The organism is Nocardia sp. NPDC051756 (assembly GCF_040681495.1).
Taxonomy (GTDB): domain Bacteria; phylum Actinomycetota; class Actinomycetes; order Mycobacteriales; family Mycobacteriaceae; genus Nocardia.
The window spans coordinates 784,795-803,333 of record NZ_JBFAYV010000003.1; the positions used below are offsets into that span (position 1 = coordinate 784,795).

Sequence of the window (18,539 nt, forward strand, 5' to 3'; positions counted from 1 at the left end):
TCGATCACCGGACGGACCACGAGCGGGACCTGATCGTGGCATCGGTCGAGTAGGTCCCGCCCTGTGTGCCACTCACCAATACGCGTGCATGCCAGCCGAAGGCGGCGACGAGCGGCATCGTGGCTGTATCGAGAGCAGCCCCCACAGTGGTCATAGTTGAAAATTGTGTCTCGGCTACTGGATCTCGGATTCCGTGGCGGGTGACATCAGCATCGCTAGCAATGTGCTGTGAAGCTTTCGTGCAATTGTGCTGATCTGGTTGTGCGTCGACGCTGCTGACTGAAACGGGTCTAGCGTCTCGACGATTGCGCGTTGAGTCGCAAGCGGCGGAAGCCAGATCGGCATCTGCCGCATTGTCGCCGTGTTGATGTGCCGTATGACCGAGCCGGTCGCATGCTGCATGAGCCATTCGAGGGCGATAGGGCTGCTCAAGTAGTACGTCAGGTAGTCGGCATCCGTCTCGGTCTTCGGGCGCAGTCGAAGACACCCAGGACCGAGTAGCCATTCGGACTGTTCTTCCGATACCCGGCCATACCGGCCAAGCGTGCCTGCACGCGCGGTGACGATGTCCCCGGGAAGTAGTCGGTATCTGGTCATTCGTTCGGCCACTTCCGGTGGTACGACGTCCAGATCGTCGCGACTAATCTGGTTGCTGTTGATGTTACGCGGCAGTACCAGTGGTATCCAGGACGGTTGGCGACCACTTCTCGATACGGTTCCCGGCCCTGGCAACACGTCGCATAGGTACTCAAGCCGGACAGTCTGTCCTTTGCTATTCGGCTGATGTCCAACTGCGGCCGCAGTTAAGCGAGCGTCCAGAGTCGAGTGCAATATATCGGCACGCTTGCTGAGATCGTCGAACTCGTTCCGCATGGCCTCGAGTTCCGTGATCAGCTGGGCGGCATTGGGCCTTTGATTGGGCGCAATTACGTAGTGGGCTGGCTCCAAGTTGTAGTTATTCCGGCTGATCTCCTCATGACCGACAACTCGCGAGAATCCATCGGTTCCGATGAAATCGGTCGGTCTAACGTCGACTCGCCAGGTGCGATACTCGGTGACAATTTGTTCGATGTCAGTTGGGCTCAGTCGCCGTTTCGTATGGTCGATCATTGCGCCGAGGGCCTGAGCATCGACAAACAATATGTCCGAGAATGCCGAAGGCGTGGTATGTCCACGGAGGACCCATACCATTGTCGAAATGCTGGTGAATCTAAATAGTTGGGCAGGCAACGCGATGATACATTCGATCACGCCCGCTGCTACCATGCGTTCACGGATAGTGCTTTGTATGAAGGCCGCGCCTGCTGGCATGAGCACTGCCGCTCGTCCTCCTGGCTCCAACTTCGTGACTACATGTTGCAGCCAGGCGAAGTTGGCATTGTGAGCGGGCGGTTCTCCAAACGGCCATGTTCGGGTCTGCGGGAGATCTACTCGCAAGTTGAAAGGGGGGTTCGCGATGATCCGGCTGAACTTTTGATCTGGGAACCTGTCCTCAATTAGCGCGTTGCTAGGAATGCTTAGGTCGGCCTCAACGCCATGGAGCGCGAGGTTCATCTTGCTCGTGAGCCATGACCATTCGAGCGGCGTCTGGCCGAAAACCCGCCAACCATCCATCGATTCGTTGAGGCGGTTGGCATGGAGAGCTCCAGCACTCAGCAACTCGCCAGATCCGCATACCGGGTCGTACAGAAGGTCCGAAGGACTGGGATCGAGTAGTTCAACCAGGCAGCGGGCGACATCCGGTGGAGTAAAATGGCCGCCTGCTCGACCCAGATCTCGTTCTAAGTTGGCAAGGATGGCTTCGCCGATGCGGCCTGGAGACAATTCAGAATTACGCTCGTCAAAGTCGATGTGGTCGAGTAGGCGCGCGGCTTCGACAATGGACAGGTCTGGCGTGCGCTCCACCGTACGGAACACAGGAACGGACTGGTTGCCCACTCCCAACGGGATCGATACTCGTTCGAGCAGATCGCGGAATTCGAGCCAGTCCTGGGCCTCCATCAGCGATCGCCATATATCGGCATGGAGGGATTTGACGTATACCAAGCCGAGCAATACTTCGAGGGATGTGGCTGTGTCGTGCGTACCGCGCATCTTGTCGGCTGCAGTCCACAGCAGAGCCTGTCCTTCCAACTTTGGGCGTTGAGTCGAATGAGACCCACTCCCCGTGGCCACGGCGGAAGTCGCGTTGCGCGAAACCCGGTCGCCGTAGCTGGCATCAGCTTGTTCGTCCGGCCTAAGCCTGTTGCGCGGGACCTTTCGTCGTTCTAACCAACGTGTGATGTCATCTATCTTGTAAGCTTCCTGTCCGGAGACAACATGTGACTTTGGAAAATCAGAGTGTCGTGTCCGCCAGTTGCTGACCGCGCTGAGCCGAACTTCGGCTAGCTCGGCTATTTCTTTCATAGTGACGTAGCTAATTTTGTCACTCATCTGTCGCGCCTCGATTCAGCAACGTAGTCCGATCGGGCCGCTGTCCGAGCGTGCGTACGACCTGATCGTACGACTTCAACTGGTCGGTCATACTGGGAGACATATACCCCAACAGTCGAAGAATTGTTTTGTGGTCAGCCTCCAGATGGCGGTGATGGATCGGTTCGTGATGCATGATCCGGTTTCGGAACAGCCGCATTGTTTGCAGGTCGTCATGCAGGCGCCGGCGCGGCCCGCGATACAAAGGAAAAGCCCTGTGTAGGAACGGCACCCACAAACTGCGGTCATACGTTTTGCTGGTGAGTGAAACCCAGAATCCGAAGGACAACTCCGCCACGATGTCGTCGGCGGTGTAGGCACATCCACGCCCGTTGCGCTTGCATCGAACGCTGGTCACCATCTGGAGTCCCGGATCACGCAGTTGAGCGACCAGCCACCAGTCTCGGCGTCCGAACTGGTCGGTCAGTCGGGTGTGCAGCGAGTTGCGGAGAGCTAGTTCAAGGCAGTGAAGGGGCGTGTAGAACGCGGCCGAGATGTCGATGTTCCACCAGTACAGCCGAATGGCCGCGTCGATGTCGCCATCTGCCTTCGCCAAGTAGGGCGCGAACCTCGCCTGCGATAAGGCGCTGCGGATCCAGTCGGGTTCGGTAACCATTGTGCTCGCCTCGTATCCGGTCCAGGGCAGCGCAAAGTTGCGCTACACTACAGGGGTACGCCCCGGGTTCGCCTCTGCTTCGGCACGCCACCCGGGGCATCGCTTTATCTCGACCGGTTCGTCTTAGGTGTGTCGGACCATCCCATTAGGAACGTCGAACTGGCGTGTTCATAGCGTAACGCGCGCCACCTGGCAGTGCAAGTACTCCGCGTACATAAATCTGTGAACTGCACTCGTGACCGCCCGATGCAGTGGTCAGCGATACCTCTTGAGCCTTGAATTCGCAGTTCACATACCTGTTGGTTGTCGATGCAGTTCATCTCAAACGATGCTTGCTCGCTTTGTACGCCTCGCTATGGTTCACAGATCGAGTCGTAACCGGGGGCTCGGGCGAACCTGGTCGTGCCGTCGCGGTTTCGGGTAGGCCATGAGACGTAGTCGATTGTGAGCGGCGATCGAGTGTGCCACTCGCGTAGTCAGATGCGGTCTAGTGGGCGACAGGGGGAAGGGGTGGGGACGGCTCCGCGGAGGAACGAGCGCGGGGGGACGCCCATGAGGGTGCGGAAGTCTGCGGTCATGTGGGATTGGTCGAAGTAGCCGTTGTCTGCGGCCAGCTGCGCGAGAGAAGTCTTGGACTCGTGATCGCTTGTGCTGAAAGGTGATTGCGCCGACGGTGTGTTTCGCACTTGCGTCACGATGCGGCGTACTCGGTCGATGCGCGCGAAATGCTTGGGGGAGACGCCGATTCCGGTGGTGAAGAGGTTGCGCAGTTGGCGTTCGCTGACGGCGACGTCTGCGGCCACTGCGCGCATGGAGCGGCCGTTCGGGTCCGCCGACAGGGCCGCGACGGCAGAGCGGAGCACCTCGCGTTGTGCGCGTCGGGTCGCGTCTTCGGAAATGCGTTGCGGCAGAGTATCTTCCAGGAAGTCGAAAATCTCGTCGGCGCTCAGTTCGATCAGCTCGCCGGCGAGATCGGCGGCGACGCCGGGCAGGTCGGCGAGCCGGATGACCCGATCGGTGAGCACCGCTGCGGGCACGCCGAGCAGCGGCCGGGCCGCGCCGTGCGCCAACCGCAGCCGCAGGCAGGACGCGGGCTTGCTCGGATGGTAGTAGAGCGCCTTGGTCTGCGGGCCGATGACGAGCGCCTCGCGCGGGCCGCCCTGCTGCGAGCGCAGCACGATCGTGGTCGCGGCCTGCGGGACGTGCGCGAACGATTCGGCCAGGTCGCGCACGGTCGGGATGCGTCCGAGTTCGGTGAACCACGGCCGCAACGATTCGGGTGCTGGGGCCGTCGCCTCGACGAGGTCGGCGGTCACGACAGGCGCCGTGCGCAGCAGGGTGGTCACCGAATCCACTGTATGCACTCGGCGGCCCCGTGGCTGTGCCGAAATCTCCTAGAGAACCCGGTGGCCGGGGCGGCAGCGTAGGTCTCATGATTCTGATCACCGGTGCCACGGGCACCATCGGCAGCGAAATCGTCCGGCAGTTGGTGGCGCGCGGCGAGCAGGTCCGGGCCCTCACCCGCGACCCGGTCCAGGCGCAACTGCCCGCGGGCGTCGAGGTGGTGCGCGGCGATTACCACGACCCGGCCTCGATCGCGGCGGCCACGTCCGGCGTCGACGCCGCGTTCATCGTCGGCATCCTCGGCCCGGAATACGTCGACATCGAACACACGATGATCGCGACCGCGAGGGATGCCGGAGTCGGCCGCATCGTGAAGCTCTCCGCCATCGGCACCGGTGAAGAAGGGGTCGGCCGGATCGGTTCCTGGCATCTTCCCGGCGAGCAGGCGGCCCGGCAGAGCGGCGCGGAGTGGACCATCCTGCGCCCGAGTTCCTTCGCCTCGAACACCCTGAGCTGGGCCGACGCGATCCGCAACGGCCGGCCCGTGCCCAGCATGACCGGCAACGGTCAGCAGGGTGTCATCGATCCGCGCGACGTATCCGCGCTCGCCGTCGAGGCCTTGCTCTCGTCCGATCACGCCGGCCGCATCTACACCCTGACCGGCCCGGAACTGCTGACCAGCGCGGACCAGGTGGCCGTGCTCGCCGAGGTGCTCGGCCAACCGCTGGAGGTCGTCGACGTGCCGAACGATGCGGCCCGCGAACACATGCGCGCCGCCGGGCTGTCCGAGGCGTTCATCGACGGCGCCCTCGCCGGTCAGGAGTATGTCCGCTCCGGCGGCAACGCCGTCGTCACCGACGATCTCCGCCAGGCCCTCGGCCGCGCACCCCGCACCTACGCCGAGTGGGCCGCCGATCATGCCGCGCTGTTCCGCGAAGCGCCGATCGGGGCCGCCCGCGGCAGCGGAACCATCGCGTAATCACCGGCTGTGAATCGGCTGGCAATTGCGCGGGAGGTTGCCGAGAATCCGGCCGCGACCATTGTGGAGTGCTGTTGGGCCGCAGTAACTTTCGCTTGCTGATCAATGGTTCTATGGAAGGTCGAATTCATGCTCGCTCTGCTTGCCCTATTGGGTGTGACCGGTAGCGCCGCCGCGGCGTGGGGCACGGGAAGTGCCGCCATGGCACTCGGGAACAGCGGCATCTTGCAGTAGCCCGCAACGCCGAACGGGACGACACCTGTGGGTGCCGTCCCGTCGGGTTTTCCGGGGTTACTGCGCGGTGGAGCGGAAGGTGCGCAGGCGCAGGCTGTTGCTGACCACGAAGACCGACGAGAACGCCATGGCGGCGCCCGCGAGCATCGGGTTCAGCAGGCCGGCCATGGCCAGCGGGATCGCGGCGACGTTGTAGGCGAAGGCCCAGAACAGGTTGCCTTTGATCGTGCCGAGGGTCCGGCGGGCCAGGCGGATCGCGTCGACCGCGGCGCGCAGATCACCGCGGACCAGCGTGAGGTCGCTGGCCTCGATGGCCACGTCGGTGCCGGTGCCCATGGCCAGGCCGAGGTCGGCCTGGGCCAGCGCCGCGGCGTCGTTGACGCCGTCGCCGACCATCGCGACGACCTTGCCCTCGGCTTGCAGCCGCTTGATCGTGTCCACCTTGTCCTGCGGCAGCACCTCCGCGATCACCTCGTCGATGCCGACCTGTGCGGCGATCGCCGCGGCGGCGGCCGCGTTGTCACCGGTCAGCATGATCGGCGTCAGGCCGAGCGCTCGCAACTGTGAAATCGCCTGCGCCGAAGTCGGTTTCACCGCATCGGCGACCACGAGCACACCGCGTGCCTTACCGTCCCAGCCCACCGCCACCGCGGTCTTGCCGTCGGCCTCCGCGGCTCGCATGGCCTGCTCCAGCTCGGCATCCAGGTGCTGTGACCAGTCGGCGAGCAGGCGAGCCCGTCCGACGACCACCGCGTGCCCGTCCACCACGCCCTGCACCCCGAGGCCTTCGATATTCGCGAAGCCCTCGACCGGTCGCAGCGCACCGGCCTGCTCCCCGGCGCCCTTGGCGATCGCCTGCGCGATCGGGTGCTCGGACGAATCCTCCAGCGCCCCAGCGAGTGCCAGCACCTCGTCGGCGTCTTCGCCTTCGGCCGCAACGACATCCAGCAGGGTCATCCGGCCGGTGGTGACGGTGCCGGTCTTGTCCAGCACCACGGTGTCCACCCGCCTGGTCGATTCCAGCACCTCCGGCCCCTTGATCAGGATGCCGAGCTGCGCGCCGCGTCCGGTGCCGACCATCAGCGCGGTCGGCGTGGCCAGCCCGAGGGCGCACGGGCAGGCGATGATCAGCACCGCGACCGCGGCGGTGAAGGCGGCCGCGACGGAACCGCCGGTGCCGAGCCAGAAGCCGAGCGTCGCCACCGACAGCGCGATCACGATCGGCACGAAATAGCCGGAGATCTGATCGGCCAGCCGCTGCGCCTGCGCCTTGCCGATCTGCGCGTCCTCGACCAGCTTCGCCATCTGCGCGAGCTGAGTATCCGACCCGATCCGGCTGGCGCGCACCACGATCCGGCCGCCGACGTTCACCGTGGCGCCGACCACCGCGTCCTCGGTCCCGACCTCCACCGGCACCGACTCACCGGTCAGCATCGACGCGTCGACCGCGGACGAACCCTCCACCACCACACCGTCGGTGGCAATCTTCTCTCCGGGACGAACCACGAACCGATCGCCGACGGCCAACTGCTCCACCGGAATTCGCTGCTCGGTCCCGTCGCGCAGCACCGAGACTTCCTTCGCGCCGAGTTCCAGCAAGGCCCGCAGGGCCGCACCGGCCCGGCGCTTGGACCGCGCCTCGAAGAACCGCCCGGCCAGGATGAACGTGGTGACGCCCGCCGCGGCCTCCAGGTAGATACTGCCGGTGCCGTCCATCCGGGAGATGGTGAATTCGAACGGGTGCTTCATCCCCGGCATGCCCGCGGTGCCCCAGAACAGCGCGTACAGCGACCAGCCGAACGCCGCGAGGGTGCCCATCGATACCAGCGTGTCCATGGTGGCGGTGCCGTGCCGCAGGTTGGTCAGCGCGGCCCGGTGGAACGGCAGCGCGCCCCACACCACGACCGGCGCGGCCAGCGTCAGCGACAGCCACTGCCAGTTGGTGAACTGCAACGCGGGAATCATCGCCATCGCGATCACCGGCACGGTCAGCACCAGCGAGACCAGCAGCCGGGTGCGCAGCGCCGCGGTCGGATCGACCTCGGCCGCCACGGTTTCCGCGGTCTTCGGGGCGGGCAGCGTCGCGCTGTAGCCGGCCTGCTCGACCGTGGCGATCAGCTCCGCCGGCGAGACGTCGCCGGTGACGTCGACCCGGGCCTTCTCGGTCGCGTAGTTCACCGTCGCCGTGACACCGTCGAGCTTGTTCAGCTTCTTCTCGATGCGATTGGCGCAGGACGCGCAGGTCATGCCGCCGATTACCAGTTCGACCTGCCCGATGCCGGGTGGTTGTGTCGTGGTGGTCATCGTGTGCTCCGTTCTGTGCGGCACGGTAGTGGAGATTCAGCCGGTGTGGGGGCGACCGCGGCGCTTCAGTGGGTGTGCGCCGGTTCCGGGGTCCCGTGTCCGGCGTGGGTCGGCTCGGGCGCGGGTGTGCCGCCGTGTTCGTCGTGGTTCACCGGCTCGGCCGCCGCCGAGCCCTGGCCGACGGTCAGCGTGAACTCCGCGGTGCGGACCACGCCTTCGTGCTGGAAGTCGAGGAACAACCGGTAGTCGCCCGTGCTCGGCGCGGTCACATAGAAGGTGATGCCGGGCCCGGCCGGGGTGACACCGTCGCCGGGGTGGCCGTCCGGGTGAACGTGCAGGTAGGCGAGGTCGGCGGTGCGCAGCGCGACCAGGTGACCGTACGCGGCCAGGTAGGGCTCCAGATCGGTGACCGGCTTGCCGTCGCGGCTCACCGAGAGCGTGACCTTCGAGGCCTGCCCGGCGGCGACGGTGCCGTCCAGGGTGACGGTGTAGCCGCCGACCGTGGCGGTGGTCGCCGCGCGCGGCAGCGGCTGCGGGTCGAAGTTACCCGCGACCCGCAGGTCCGTACCGAGGGTCAGGTTCTCGCCGCCCGCCGGGATGAAGTCGGCGAACACCCGGTAGTCGCCCGCGCGGGTGAGATCCAGTGGGACGCTCCAGGTTCCGTCGCCGCCGAGGACCGGGTGCACGTGCTGGAAGGCGGCCATATCGCGCCGGACCACGATCAGGTGCAGGTCCTTGTCGTGATTGCGCTGGTATCGAGTGACCGGTGCACCGTCCCGATCCAGGATGCGGAACCGCAGCGCAACGTTCGGCGCCGCGCTGGTGAGCGCGGTGTCGAGCCGCAGGGTGTATCCGTTCTCGGTGGCCATCATTCCTCCAGGTGCGTGGTCGGACGGGGCCGCGGACTCGTCCTCGTGAGCGTGTGATTCGGGGGCGGCGGGATCGGGACCGAGCACCGCGCCGGTGGCGAGGGCGATGCCGAAGACGGCGGCCAGGCCGAGGGCGAAGCCCGCGAACTTGGTGGTGGCGTTCATCGGATGCTCCGTTTCGGGTCTGACGTCGGCGGCTGCCGTTCCTTCTATAGCTACCATACCCCCCTAGGGTATTCAGTCAAGAACTTCTTCAGGCGCGATCGGAGTGCCCCTGGTCACAGCGGTTTCGTGGCGGATGGCGGCACGAAAAAGGCCACCGCCCTTAGGGCGATGGCCTTTCGATGCCGCGCGGAGGTCAGCCGGCGTGGAGGTGGCGAGCGGTGGGGGAGGCATCGGTCGCGGCGGGGTCCGGGTGGGTGCCGAAGAGGCGGTCGGCGGTGCCGGAGGTGGTGACGGTGAACCAGTAGTGCTCGTTCTTGTAGTGGTGGTGGCGGTGGTTGCGCCAGACCGCGCGGTAGAGCGAGCGTTTCGGCTTGTAGTCGGTGTGGATCAGGTAGTGGGTCCACTCGTAGCCGAGGCCGAGGATCGTGATGGCGAGCAGGAAGGTCAGGCCGAGGCCGAGGCGGGGGAATGCGAAGACGCCCAGCGCGATCAGGACGACCACCAGCACCGACAGGGTCTTGGTCGGGATGAAGATCAGCGGGATGTCGCGCGGATCGACATGGTGCTCACGGTGTTTGCGAGCCAGCTCGCTGTCGATCGCGATCGGGCCGAGTTGCCTTGGCCGCCAATGCAATACGGTGACGTGCACGATCCATTCGAAGACCGGGAACACCGCGAGCATCGCCGCGGGCACCAGCGCGTCGGTCAATTGCCAGTCGCCGACCAGGATTCGGCCGACCAGGGCCGCGATCAGCGTGAGGCCGATCAGCCACGGCGAGGGATGGCGGAGGAATTCGCGGAAGGCCGCGCCGAGCGTGAGGCCGCGGCGCAGTGCCCGTTCGTCGTTGCGCACCCGGGCGCGGGCGGTCTGCTCGACCGAATCCTGCTCGGAGGAAGGGGGTTTCGTCATCGTGATTCCTAGGTGAAACGTGATCAGTGTCCGCCGAGGACGCCGATCAGTGCGGTGGTCGCCGGCTCGAGCAAGGCCCGGGCGATATCGGCGGCCTCTTGTGGCCGGCCCGCCACGATGGCGGCGGCCAGTGCGCGATAGGCCTCGACATTGCCCACCTCGGCGGACATGATCGGGGCCAGCGCCACGAGCGCCGGTTCATACGCGGCGCGCAGCATGTTGAACATCAGCCGGAACACGATCGAGTCGGCCGCGTCGACCACGTGATCCCAGAACTGCATCGCATGCCGCTGCTGCGCCACCGGATCTGCTTCCGCGGCAAGCGCATCCACGCTGCCGGCGAGTGCCGCGCCGACCGCCGCGGAATCCGTCGCGCCCAACCGGACGGCGGCCAGCTCGGCCACCTTCGGCGCGTTGTGCAGTCGCGCCTCCAAAATGCTGCGCGCCACCGCCGGATCCAATTCCCCGGCCTGCACCAGCAGTCGTGGCAAAACCTCCAGCCCCGCCCCGCGCCGGTAATCCAGCACGGTCGTCGCATCTCCCTGCCGCACCGCGACCAACCCGGCCGCCGCCAGCCGCTGCAATGCCTCCCGCACCGCAGGCCGCGATACCCCCAGCGCCTCGGCCAGCTGCCGCTCGCTGGGCAACGTCGCCCCCGGCGCCAGCTCCCCGCTCAATACATCCGCCGCGATCTGCTCGAAGACATCCCCCGACACCGACCGCTTGACCACTGGTTGCAACGCCATAGCCCCACTCTGCGCCCAGATAGGTCAGGAGGTCAAGTGGTCAGACCAATTCACCTGTCCCCGCGAGGGCGTGACCTAGATCACTGAAATTGGCATAGGCGCGGGACCGTTGCTGATCCGTACGGTCGATTTCGGACTCGATCAGCAAGGGGAGGCACAGATGGTGAGCATTTCGATACCGCAGCTCTGGGGCGGCGATCTGCCGGCGACCTTGGATTTCTATCGCACACTTGGCTACACGGTCACCCGGGAGATGACCCGGCCATACACGTACGGCGAGGTGCAGCGCGACGGATTCGAACTGCACTTCGGGCCGACGCCGAAAGACCTGAGCGCCGAGCAGGCGTACATCAGCTGCCTGGTCAAGGTGGACGAATTGGCCGACTGGCACGCGGAATTCAGCGCCGCCCTGCGCGCCCGCTACGGCCGGGTACCCGCCCGCGGCCTGCCCCGGATCACCCGATTCCGCCCAGGCCAAACCCGATTCACCGTCGTCGACCCGGTCGGCAACTCCGTCATCTACTTGCAGCACACCATCCCGAAACTGAAATACGGCGGCGCCCAAGAACTCTCCGGCCTCCCCCGCGCCCTCGACAACGCCCGCAACTACCGCGAATTCAAGAACGACGACGACGCCGCCACCCGCATCCTCGAAACCGCCCTACGCCGCCACGCCGCAACCGCAACCCCCGCCGACCGAGCCCGTGCCCTGGCCATGCTCGCCGAAATAGCCGCCGCCACCGGCAATCCCGCCCGAGCCACCCAACTGACCACCGAAATCGCCACCCTGCCCCTCACCACAGCCGACCGATCCGCGATCGCCGCAGAACTGCAATCGGTCACCGATCTGCACCAATGGCTCGCGGATGAATCCTGAGCACGCACACCGGTCGTCTTCGGGGGCTCGATTCGATCCGGCTAACGCTCGGGCCAGGTTCGCCAGGGGAGCAGCAGCGAGCTGAACAGCAAAGCGACTGCCGCGCACGCGATGGCCACGCGAACGCTGGTGGCCGCGGCCAACGCACCGCCGAGGGCGATGAAGGCCGGTTGGCAGGAGCGCGCGCTGATGGACCAGGCGATGCCCACCCGCGACATGTACGCGTCGTCCGTCGCGCGCATCCGGAACGTGGTGAAGACCGGATTGAACACACCGGCGCTGAACAGCAGCGCGGTCTCGGCCGCGACAATGACGACCAACCCGGCAACCCCCGGTCCCGCGAGCACCAGGAACCCCATCCAACAGGTGCGCAGCACGCCGAAGCCGAGCAGCACGGTCCGTTCACCCAGGCGCATGATCAGCCGGCTCGTCAGCAACGACCCGATGATTCCGCCGAAGCTGGGGATCCCGAGCGCCACCCCGTACTGCCATGGCGCGAGGTGCAGTTCGCGCAGCATCAGGATGGCCAGCAGCGGGCCGGTGAGCCGGATCGCGCCGCCGAACACCATCGCGTTCCAGAACAGCGCGTGCAGCGTGGGATGCCGAAAGATGTACGCCCAGCCCGCGCGGATGTCGCCGGCCCAGTGCCGCTCGGCCTGCGCGACCGGCGGCGCAGGCTCGGGTCGCTCCAGCGTACGAATCCCCAACGCGGACAGCAGGAAACTGATCGCATCGATCAGCACGGTGGTGCCTGCGCCGAAGGCGCCGATCAGGACACCGCCGATCGGAGCCCCGAGACCGTACACCGTCCACGCCGTCGTCTCGAACCGGCTGTTCGCGGTGGTCAACATCGAAGCGGGTACAAGCGCTTTGAGGTGCGCCCCGCCGGCCGCACTGAACACCATGGCGCACAACACCTGGGCCGTCGCCACCACACACAGCTGCCCATAACTGAGCACTCCGAACACCATCGCCACCGGAACAGTCGCAAGCGTCGCGAAGGACAGCAGGTCCGCACCGATCATCACCGGCCGTTTGCGGCGGAACTCGACAAATGGTCCGAGCGGCAGCGCGATAGCCGCACTGACCACGGCCGAGAGCGCCGCGAGCAGCGACACGCGAAAGTCGGACGCCTCGAGCACGATGATCGCGATCAACGGCAAAGCGCCTGCGCTGAGCGAACTTCCGAGCTGGCTGATGGTCAGCGCGCCCCACAGCCGATGAAAATCCATGGACAGCTTCGTTTCCGAGGCCGGCGCCGACCGGGCGATCAAGGGTCAGCTGGGGTCGGAGCCGCGGATGGCGGGTAGCCAGAGGGCGGTGGCGGCCGCTACTGAGGTGGCGGCGAGGAAGGTGGTGAAGGCGCCGCCGTCGACGTAGATCCACATCAGGGCGGCGAAGGGGGCGGCGACGGTGGATTGGGCGTCGAGGAGGAGGCGGCGGTGGAGGCGGGTTGCGGTGGTGGTGAGGGTGGGGGCGTGTGGGTCGGGGAGGGAGGGGTTGTCGATGAGGCGGCCGGGGGGTTCGGTGGTGCGGATGCGGCCGGCGGGGTAGAGGCGGTGGCCGGCGATGTGGAGGGTTCGGTCGGTCAGGTCGGCCCGGGATTCGGTCAGGGTTATCAGGGCCGGGTCGAAATAGACCGGGAGCCACCGGGGCCGGCCGGTTCCGGTGATCTCCAGCCAGGAGCGGCTGACCAATCGATGCTGCTGGCGGATGCGGGAAACGCCCACGGTGCGTGCGGTTCCGGAGGGCCAGAAGGCGAGAAGTCCGCGCGCGACGGCGATTCGGTGGGCCGAGTATCCGATGATCCCCAGCGCCACCGTGGCCAACGCCGCCACCTGGTCCAGATCGCCGAACGGCGCCCAGGCGAGGCAAATCGCCAGGGCGCCGATCGTCACGCTGATCGGATAGGCCAGGGGGTGGCCTGATCCGAAACTCACTTCAGGAAGCCAACTTTCGTGTAGTCAGGCGAGGCGAGGCCGAATGCGCCGTAGTTGGCGAGGTTGTCCCGAACGGCATAGGTTCCCGACGCCTGGTGCAATGGAACGGAATAGCCCTCTTCCCAGATCATCTGGTCGCATTTGTTGGCCAGCTCGAGCGCCTTCTGCGGATCCAGTTCGGCAACCGTCTGTTCGATCAGCGCGTTCAGCTCCGGCGAGCCGATCCGTGCCTTGTTGCCCTGCAAGTTGTTCGGGTCGTAGGCATAGATCTGCGGAAGCGCGCCGATCGGGAGCACGCTGCCGCTCCAGCTGAACTGGGCGATATCGAAGTTGCCGGGGTCGATGACGTTCTTGAACAACCCGGAGCCGGGCACCGTCTGGATGTTCAGCTTGACGCCGACCTTGGCCAGATTCTGCTGCACGATCTGCGCGGTCTGCACCCACAGGTCCTGCTGGTACATCACATCGCGGAGTTCGAGCTTGCGCCCATCCTTCTCGCGCACATCACCATTGAGCTTCCAGCCCAGCTCGTCCAGCATGCGCGCGGCCGCGTCGGGGTCGTACGCGATCGGCGCGGCATTGTCCTGAAAGCCCTTCTGTCCCACCATGAAAATGTGATTGTTGAGCGGCTTCGGATTGTCGACCACACCGTTCTGCGCGGCGCTGACCAGACCCTGCCGATCGATCGCCTTCGAGATCGCGATGCGCAGCTTCGGGTCCTCGAGCAGCGCGCCAGGCGCGCCGTTGAAGGTCAGGTGTGACCAGCTCGGCTCGGGCGTGCGGCGAATGACGACATTCTTGGCATTGCGTGCGGCAGTGACGTTTTCGATGCCGGACATGTAGGCGTAGTCGAGCTCGTTGTTCTGCACCGCGGGCAGCGTCGCCGTGCTGTCCAGCACGCTGAAGGTGATCCGGTCCAGCTTCGGCGTCGGACCCCACCACTTCGGATTGCGGCCGAGGGTGATCCGGTTCTGGCTGCGGTCGATCTCGGTGATCACGAACGGGCCCGCGCTGACCGTCAGGCCGTTGCGGTCACGATCGTTGAACGCCTCCGGGGTCCCCGTGGTTTCCTTCGGGTAGAGGAAACCGAACTGGCCTTTCCATTCGGAATAGGGCTTGTTGAACGTGACGATCGCCTGGCGATCGTCGACCCCGCGTTCCACCTTCTCGACGCGTTCGAACCCGCTGGTGGACGAGACCAGGAACCGATTGTCCCGGCCGCTCTGCGCGGCGGCCTGCGAGCGCAGATCCTCCCAGGTGATCGGTGAACCGTCGGACCACACGGCCTTCGGATTGATCGTGTAGGTGACCTGCTGCGGACTGGTATTGGTCAGCTGCACGTCGGTGAAGTAGTTGTGGTCCACGGTCAGATCGCCCGCGGCGTCACTGACGAACGGCGAAGGCATGGTCGGTGCGGCCACCGACGCCATGGTGTCGGTGCCGCCGTCGATGTGCAGGTAATTGAAGGTCTCGGGGAACGAGGTGAGCGACAGCCGCAGATTGCCGCCGTCGCGCAGTTCGCTCGGATCCTTCGGGTTGACGTCGTTCGTGGTGCCGATGGTGCTCGTGCCCGGCGTCACGCCGCCGTTATCGGCACAGCCGGACACGATGAGCCCGATGGCGACGCACGGAATCGCAACCCGCGCGCCCAGAGAGCGAATCCTCATTCGGGGACCTTCCTTGTTCATGGAGCGATCGGAGACGTCTACTTCACGAAGCCGATTTTGGTGTAGTCGTAAGAGGCGAGGCCGGCGGCGCCGTAGTTGGCGAGGTTGTCGCGCACCGCGACGGCTCCGGCGGACTGCACGATGGGCAGCGAGAAGCCCTCTTCGAAAATCATCCGATCGGCCTTGTTCGCCAGCTCGATCGCCTTCTGCGGATCGAGTTCGGAGATGACCTCATCGATCAGGGCGTTCAGCTCCGGGTTGCCGATCTTGCCCTTGTTGCTCTGCGGCACGGCCGGATCGTAAGCGTAGATCTGCGGCAACGCACCCAGCGGAAGAGTGCCGCCTGACCAGGTGAACTGGACCATGTCGAAATTGCCCGGATCGACGACATTGGTGAACAAACCATTGCCCGGCACGGTCTGGATGGTGAGTTTGACGCCCACCTTTGCCAGGTTCTGCTGGGCGATCTGCGCCATCTGTACCCAGGAGTCCTGCTGGTACATCACATCGCGGATTTCGAGTTTCCGGCCGTCCTTCTCGCGGACGTCACCGTTGAGCTTCCAACCCAGCTCATCGAGCTCTTTGGCCGCCTGCTCCGGGTTGTAGGCAACGGCGGCGGCGTTGTCCTGATAACCCTTCTGGCCCTCCATGAAGATGTGGTTGTTCAGCGCCTTGGGATTCTCCACGACCCCGTTCTGGGTCGCGACGGCAATGCCCTGCCGATCGATCGCCTTCGAAATCGCCACGCGCAGTTTGGGATCCTCGAGGATCGAGCCAGGCGCTCCGTTGAAGGTGAAGTGCGAGAACCGCACGCCGGGTGCGCGACGCACCTTGATACCGGGGGAATTCGTGGCGGTCTTCACCTCATCGATTCCGGACACGGTCGCGTAGTCGAGTTCGTTGTTCTGCAACGCGTTGATGCGGGCCGAGTAGTCGAGCACGCTGTAGGTGACCGTGTCCAACTTCGGGGTGTCGCCCCACCATTTCGGATTGCGGCCGAGGACGATTCGCTGCTGCGCCTTGTCGATCGAGGTGACCATGAACGGGCCGGACGACACCGGCAGGCTGTTGCGGTCGACATCGTTGAACGCTTGCGGCGTCCCCATCGATGCCTTCGGATACAACGGGTTGAACAGGCCCTGCCACTCCGCGTAGTGCTTACCGAAGGTGACGACCGCCTGCCGGTCGTCGACCCCGCGTTCGACTTTGTCGACTCGGCTGTAGCCCTGGGTGGCCGAGACCAGGAACTCCGGGTTGCGCCCGCTCAGCGCCTCCGCCTGAGTCCGCAGGTCTTCCCAAGTGATCGGGCTGCCGTCGGACCACACAGCCTTTGGATTGATCGTGTAGGTGATCTGCTGCGGATTCGTGTTGGTGAGCTGCACGTCGGTGAAATAGTTGTGATCGACGGACAGCTCGCCGGCCGCGTTCGAGGTGACGGTGCCCGGCATCGCCCAGGCGATCAGATCTGAGAGCTCACCGTCGGAATCCACGTGGTGCGCATTGAAGGTCGCGGGGAAATTGGTGAGCGTGAGCCGCAGATTTCCACCGTCGCGCAGTTCGCTCGCGTCCTTCGGATTGACGTCGTTGACCGCGCCGATCGTGCTCGAACTCGTCGCCGGGTCACCGTCGGAACCACACCCGGCCAGGATCAATGCCAAAGCGACAGCTGGTGCGGCGCACCGAATACCGATGGCCCGGCCGGTGCGGGCTTTCTTCGCGGTTGAGTTCACTTCACGAATCCGATCTTTGTGTAGTCGTAGGAGGCGAGCCCGGGTGACCCGAAGTTGGCGATGTCGGAGCGTACGCCCCAGTTCCCTTCGGACTGGGTCAATGGCAGCGAATGCCCTTCCTCGAACACCTTTCGGTCCACCTCGTTGGCCAGATCGATCGCCTTCTTCGGATCGAGTTCCGTGAGGGTTTGATCGATGAGGGTGTTGAGTTCGGGGGAGCCGATGTGGCCGAAGTTGTTCTGCCAGTCGCCGGGGTGGAAGCCGTAGGTCTGGGGGACGCTGCTGAGCGGGAAAGCATCACCGACGTAGACGAATTGGGCGGCGTCGAAATCGCCGGGGTTGATCACGTCGGTGAAGAAGTTCGCGCCGGGCTTGGTGTCGACGATCAGCTTGACGCCGATCTGGGCCAGGTTCTGCTGGATGATCTGGGCGATCTGCACCCAGGTGTCGTCCTTGTACATGACGTCGCGGATGACCAGTTTGCGGCCGTCCTTTTCCCTCGTGTCGCCGTTGAGCTTCCAGCCGAGGGCGTCGAGTTCCTTTGCGGCGGCGTCGGGGTCGAAGCCGAGGCTGTTGTTCTGGTAGCCGGCCTGGCCCTCCAGGAAGACGTGGCTGTTCAGCGGTTTCGGGTTCTCCACGAGTCCGTTCTGCACGGCGGTGGCGATGCCTTGGCGGTCGATCGCCTTCGAGATCGCCACGCGCACACCGGCATCCTCGAGGATGGAACCGGGTGCGCCGTTGAAGGTGATGTGCCGCCAGCGATTACCGGGCGCCCGCCGCACGACCACGCCGGAGGACTTCCGCACGGTCGTCGCGTCGTCGAGGTTGGTGAGCAGTACCGCGTCGAGTTCGTTGTTCTGCAGACCGCCGACCCAGGAGTTGCGGTCCAGCACGGTCCAGGTGATGGTGTCCAGCTTCGGTTTCTCGCCCCACCAGTTCGGGTTGCGGCCCAACACGATTCGGCCCTTGCCGCGATCGGCGGACTGGACCAGGAACGGGCCCGCGGTCGGGCTCATCTCGTCGACCAGGCTCTTGTTGAACGCCTCGGGATCGCTGGTCACCGACTTGGGGAACAGCGACAGGTTGCCGGCGAACTGCCCGCGCCATTCGGTGAAGGGCTGCTTGAACGTGATGACGGCCTGGTGGTCGTCGATGCCGCGCTCGACCTTCTCCACCCGGTCGAAGCCGACGGTGATGGCGATCAGGAAGCGCTTGTCGGCGCCGGCCAGCGCCTTGGCCTGGGATTCGATGTCTTCCCAGGTGATCGGCTTGCCGTCGGACCAAACGGCTTTCGGGTTGATCGTGTAGGTGACCTGCTGCGGGCTGGTGTTGGTCAGCGCGACATCGGTGAAGTAGTCGTGGTTGACCGTGAGCTCACCAGCGGCGTTGGTGTCGAACGCGCGCGGCATCATGGGCTTCTCGATATCCATGATCTCGGCGTCGTTGCCGTCGATCGAGAGCGTGTTCCAGTTCGCCGGGTACGCGGTGGTGGCCAGCCGCAGGTTGCCGCCCTCGCGCAGCTCGTCGACACCCTTGGGGTTGATGTCGCTGGTGGTGCCGATCGCGCTGGACACACCGGCGGTCGAGCCGGTGTCGCCCGAACCGCAGCCGGTCGCGACCAGGCCTAGCGCGACCACCGGTATCGCCCAGCGCAGGGCCGCGGTTCGGCTTGCTCGGATCGGCATC

Annotated in this window: 14 protein-coding genes; 2 read left to right on the forward strand and 12 right to left on the reverse strand. The window is 65.3% G+C overall.

Features of this window, described 5'->3' with window-relative positions; genetic code table 11:
• Positions 1–174: 174 nt before the first annotated feature.
• The 3 genes from AB0M22_RS15195 to AB0M22_RS15205 form a co-directional block, all read right to left on the reverse strand.
• The gene (locus AB0M22_RS15195) at positions 175–2,433 is read right to left on the reverse strand and encodes an N-6 DNA methylase (protein WP_364725961.1); all 2,259 of its coding nucleotides are present in this window, start codon (positions 2,431–2,433) and stop codon (positions 175–177) included.
• The gene (locus AB0M22_RS15200; RefSeq protein WP_364725964.1) at positions 2,426–3,088 is read right to left on the reverse strand and encodes a hypothetical protein; all 663 of its coding nucleotides are present in this window, start codon (positions 3,086–3,088) and stop codon (positions 2,426–2,428) included. Before AB0M22_RS15200 ends, AB0M22_RS15195 begins: the two co-directional genes overlap by 8 nt.
• A 476-nt stretch (positions 3,089–3,564) precedes the next feature.
• Positions 3,565–4,434, reverse strand: a complete 870-nt coding sequence (locus AB0M22_RS15205) for a helix-turn-helix domain-containing protein (RefSeq protein WP_364725967.1) — start codon at positions 4,432–4,434, stop codon at positions 3,565–3,567.
• A gap of 86 nt (positions 4,435–4,520) precedes the next feature.
• Between AB0M22_RS15205 and AB0M22_RS15210 the strand changes: the two genes are divergently transcribed.
• Positions 4,521–5,411, forward strand: a complete 891-nt coding sequence (locus AB0M22_RS15210; RefSeq protein WP_364725970.1) for an SDR family oxidoreductase — start codon at positions 4,521–4,523, stop codon at positions 5,409–5,411.
• A 291-nt stretch (positions 5,412–5,702) separates the two neighbouring features.
• On the opposite strand, the gene AB0M22_RS15215 is transcribed toward AB0M22_RS15210, so the two are convergent.
• The 4 genes from AB0M22_RS15215 to AB0M22_RS15230 all read right to left on the reverse strand — a co-directional run bounded on the left by AB0M22_RS15215 (position 5,703) and on the right by AB0M22_RS15230 (position 10,639).
• On the reverse strand, positions 5,703–7,949 hold the full coding sequence (locus AB0M22_RS15215) for a heavy metal translocating P-type ATPase (protein ID WP_364725974.1): 2,247 nt from the start codon (positions 7,947–7,949) through the stop codon (positions 5,703–5,705).
• A 65-nt stretch (positions 7,950–8,014) separates the two neighbouring features.
• Positions 8,015–8,983, reverse strand: a complete 969-nt coding sequence (locus tag AB0M22_RS15220) for a hypothetical protein (RefSeq protein ID WP_364725977.1) — start codon at positions 8,981–8,983, stop codon at positions 8,015–8,017.
• A 193-nt stretch (positions 8,984–9,176) separates the two neighbouring features.
• The gene (locus tag AB0M22_RS15225) at positions 9,177–9,893 is read right to left on the reverse strand and encodes a sterol desaturase family protein (RefSeq protein ID WP_364725980.1); all 717 of its coding nucleotides are present in this window, start codon (positions 9,891–9,893) and stop codon (positions 9,177–9,179) included.
• A 23-nt stretch (positions 9,894–9,916) separates the two neighbouring features.
• Complete coding sequence (locus AB0M22_RS15230; protein ID WP_364725983.1) at positions 9,917–10,639, reverse strand: GntR family transcriptional regulator; 723 nt, start codon at positions 10,637–10,639, stop codon at positions 9,917–9,919.
• Positions 10,640–10,799: 160 nt separating this feature from the next.
• On the opposite strand from AB0M22_RS15230, the gene AB0M22_RS15235 reads away from it, so the two are divergent.
• Positions 10,800–11,516: a glyoxalase gene (locus tag AB0M22_RS15235; protein WP_364725986.1), complete on the forward strand. Its 717-nt coding sequence runs from the start codon at positions 10,800–10,802 to the stop codon at positions 11,514–11,516.
• A 41-nt stretch (positions 11,517–11,557) separates the two neighbouring features.
• Here the strand turns inward: AB0M22_RS15235 and AB0M22_RS15240 are convergent, their stop codons facing one another.
• The 5 genes from AB0M22_RS15240 to AB0M22_RS15260 are packed head-to-tail and all read right to left on the reverse strand — an operon-like array spanning position 11,558 to position 18,538.
• The gene (locus AB0M22_RS15240; protein WP_364725988.1) at positions 11,558–12,748 is read right to left on the reverse strand and encodes an MFS transporter; all 1,191 of its coding nucleotides are present in this window, start codon (positions 12,746–12,748) and stop codon (positions 11,558–11,560) included.
• 45 nt (positions 12,749–12,793) lie between these two features.
• Positions 12,794–13,456 (reverse strand): hypothetical protein, encoded by a 663-nt coding sequence (locus AB0M22_RS15245; protein ID WP_364725991.1) that lies wholly within the window; start codon positions 13,454–13,456, stop codon positions 12,794–12,796.
• A complete protein-coding gene (locus AB0M22_RS15250; protein ID WP_364725994.1) occupies positions 13,453–15,123 on the reverse strand; it encodes an ABC transporter family substrate-binding protein in 1,671 nt (556 codons plus the stop codon). Before AB0M22_RS15250 ends, AB0M22_RS15245 begins: the two co-directional genes overlap by 4 nt.
• Before the next feature lie 38 nt (positions 15,124–15,161).
• Positions 15,162–16,814: an ABC transporter family substrate-binding protein gene (locus AB0M22_RS15255; RefSeq protein ID WP_364726945.1), complete on the reverse strand. Its 1,653-nt coding sequence runs from the start codon at positions 16,812–16,814 to the stop codon at positions 15,162–15,164.
• Between the two features lie 35 nt (positions 16,815–16,849).
• Positions 16,850–18,538, reverse strand: coding sequence for an ABC transporter family substrate-binding protein (locus tag AB0M22_RS15260; RefSeq protein WP_364725996.1), 1,689 nt, complete (start codon positions 18,536–18,538; stop codon positions 16,850–16,852).
• Position 18,539 lies beyond the last annotated feature (1 nt).

Excerpts from the sequence above, each read along its gene's own strand:
- AB0M22_RS15195 (WP_364725961.1), bottom strand. The coding sequence starts at position 2,433 with ATGAGTGACAAAATTAGCTACGTCACTATGAAAGAAATAGCCGAGCTA.
- AB0M22_RS15200 (WP_364725964.1), bottom strand. The coding sequence starts at position 3,088 with ATGGTTACCGAACCCGACTGGATCCGCAGCGCCTTATCGCAGGCGAGG.
- AB0M22_RS15210 (WP_364725970.1), top strand. The coding sequence starts at position 4,521 with ATGATTCTGATCACCGGTGCCACGGGCACCATCGGCAGCGAAATCGTC.
- AB0M22_RS15215 (WP_364725974.1), bottom strand. The coding sequence starts at position 7,949 with ATGACCACCACGACACAACCACCCGGCATCGGGCAGGTCGAACTGGTA.
- AB0M22_RS15220 (WP_364725977.1), bottom strand. The coding sequence starts at position 8,983 with ATGAACGCCACCACCAAGTTCGCGGGCTTCGCCCTCGGCCTGGCCGCC.
- AB0M22_RS15225 (WP_364725980.1), bottom strand. The coding sequence starts at position 9,893 with ATGACGAAACCCCCTTCCTCCGAGCAGGATTCGGTCGAGCAGACCGCC.
- AB0M22_RS15230 (WP_364725983.1), bottom strand. The coding sequence starts at position 10,639 with ATGGCGTTGCAACCAGTGGTCAAGCGGTCGGTGTCGGGGGATGTCTTC.
- AB0M22_RS15235 (WP_364725986.1), top strand. The coding sequence starts at position 10,800 with ATGGTGAGCATTTCGATACCGCAGCTCTGGGGCGGCGATCTGCCGGCG.
- AB0M22_RS15240 (WP_364725988.1), bottom strand. The coding sequence starts at position 12,748 with ATGGATTTTCATCGGCTGTGGGGCGCGCTGACCATCAGCCAGCTCGGA.
- AB0M22_RS15250 (WP_364725994.1), bottom strand. The coding sequence starts at position 15,123 with ATGAGGATTCGCTCTCTGGGCGCGCGGGTTGCGATTCCGTGCGTCGCC.
- AB0M22_RS15260 (WP_364725996.1), bottom strand. The coding sequence starts at position 18,538 with ATGCCGATCCGAGCAAGCCGAACCGCGGCCCTGCGCTGGGCGATACCG.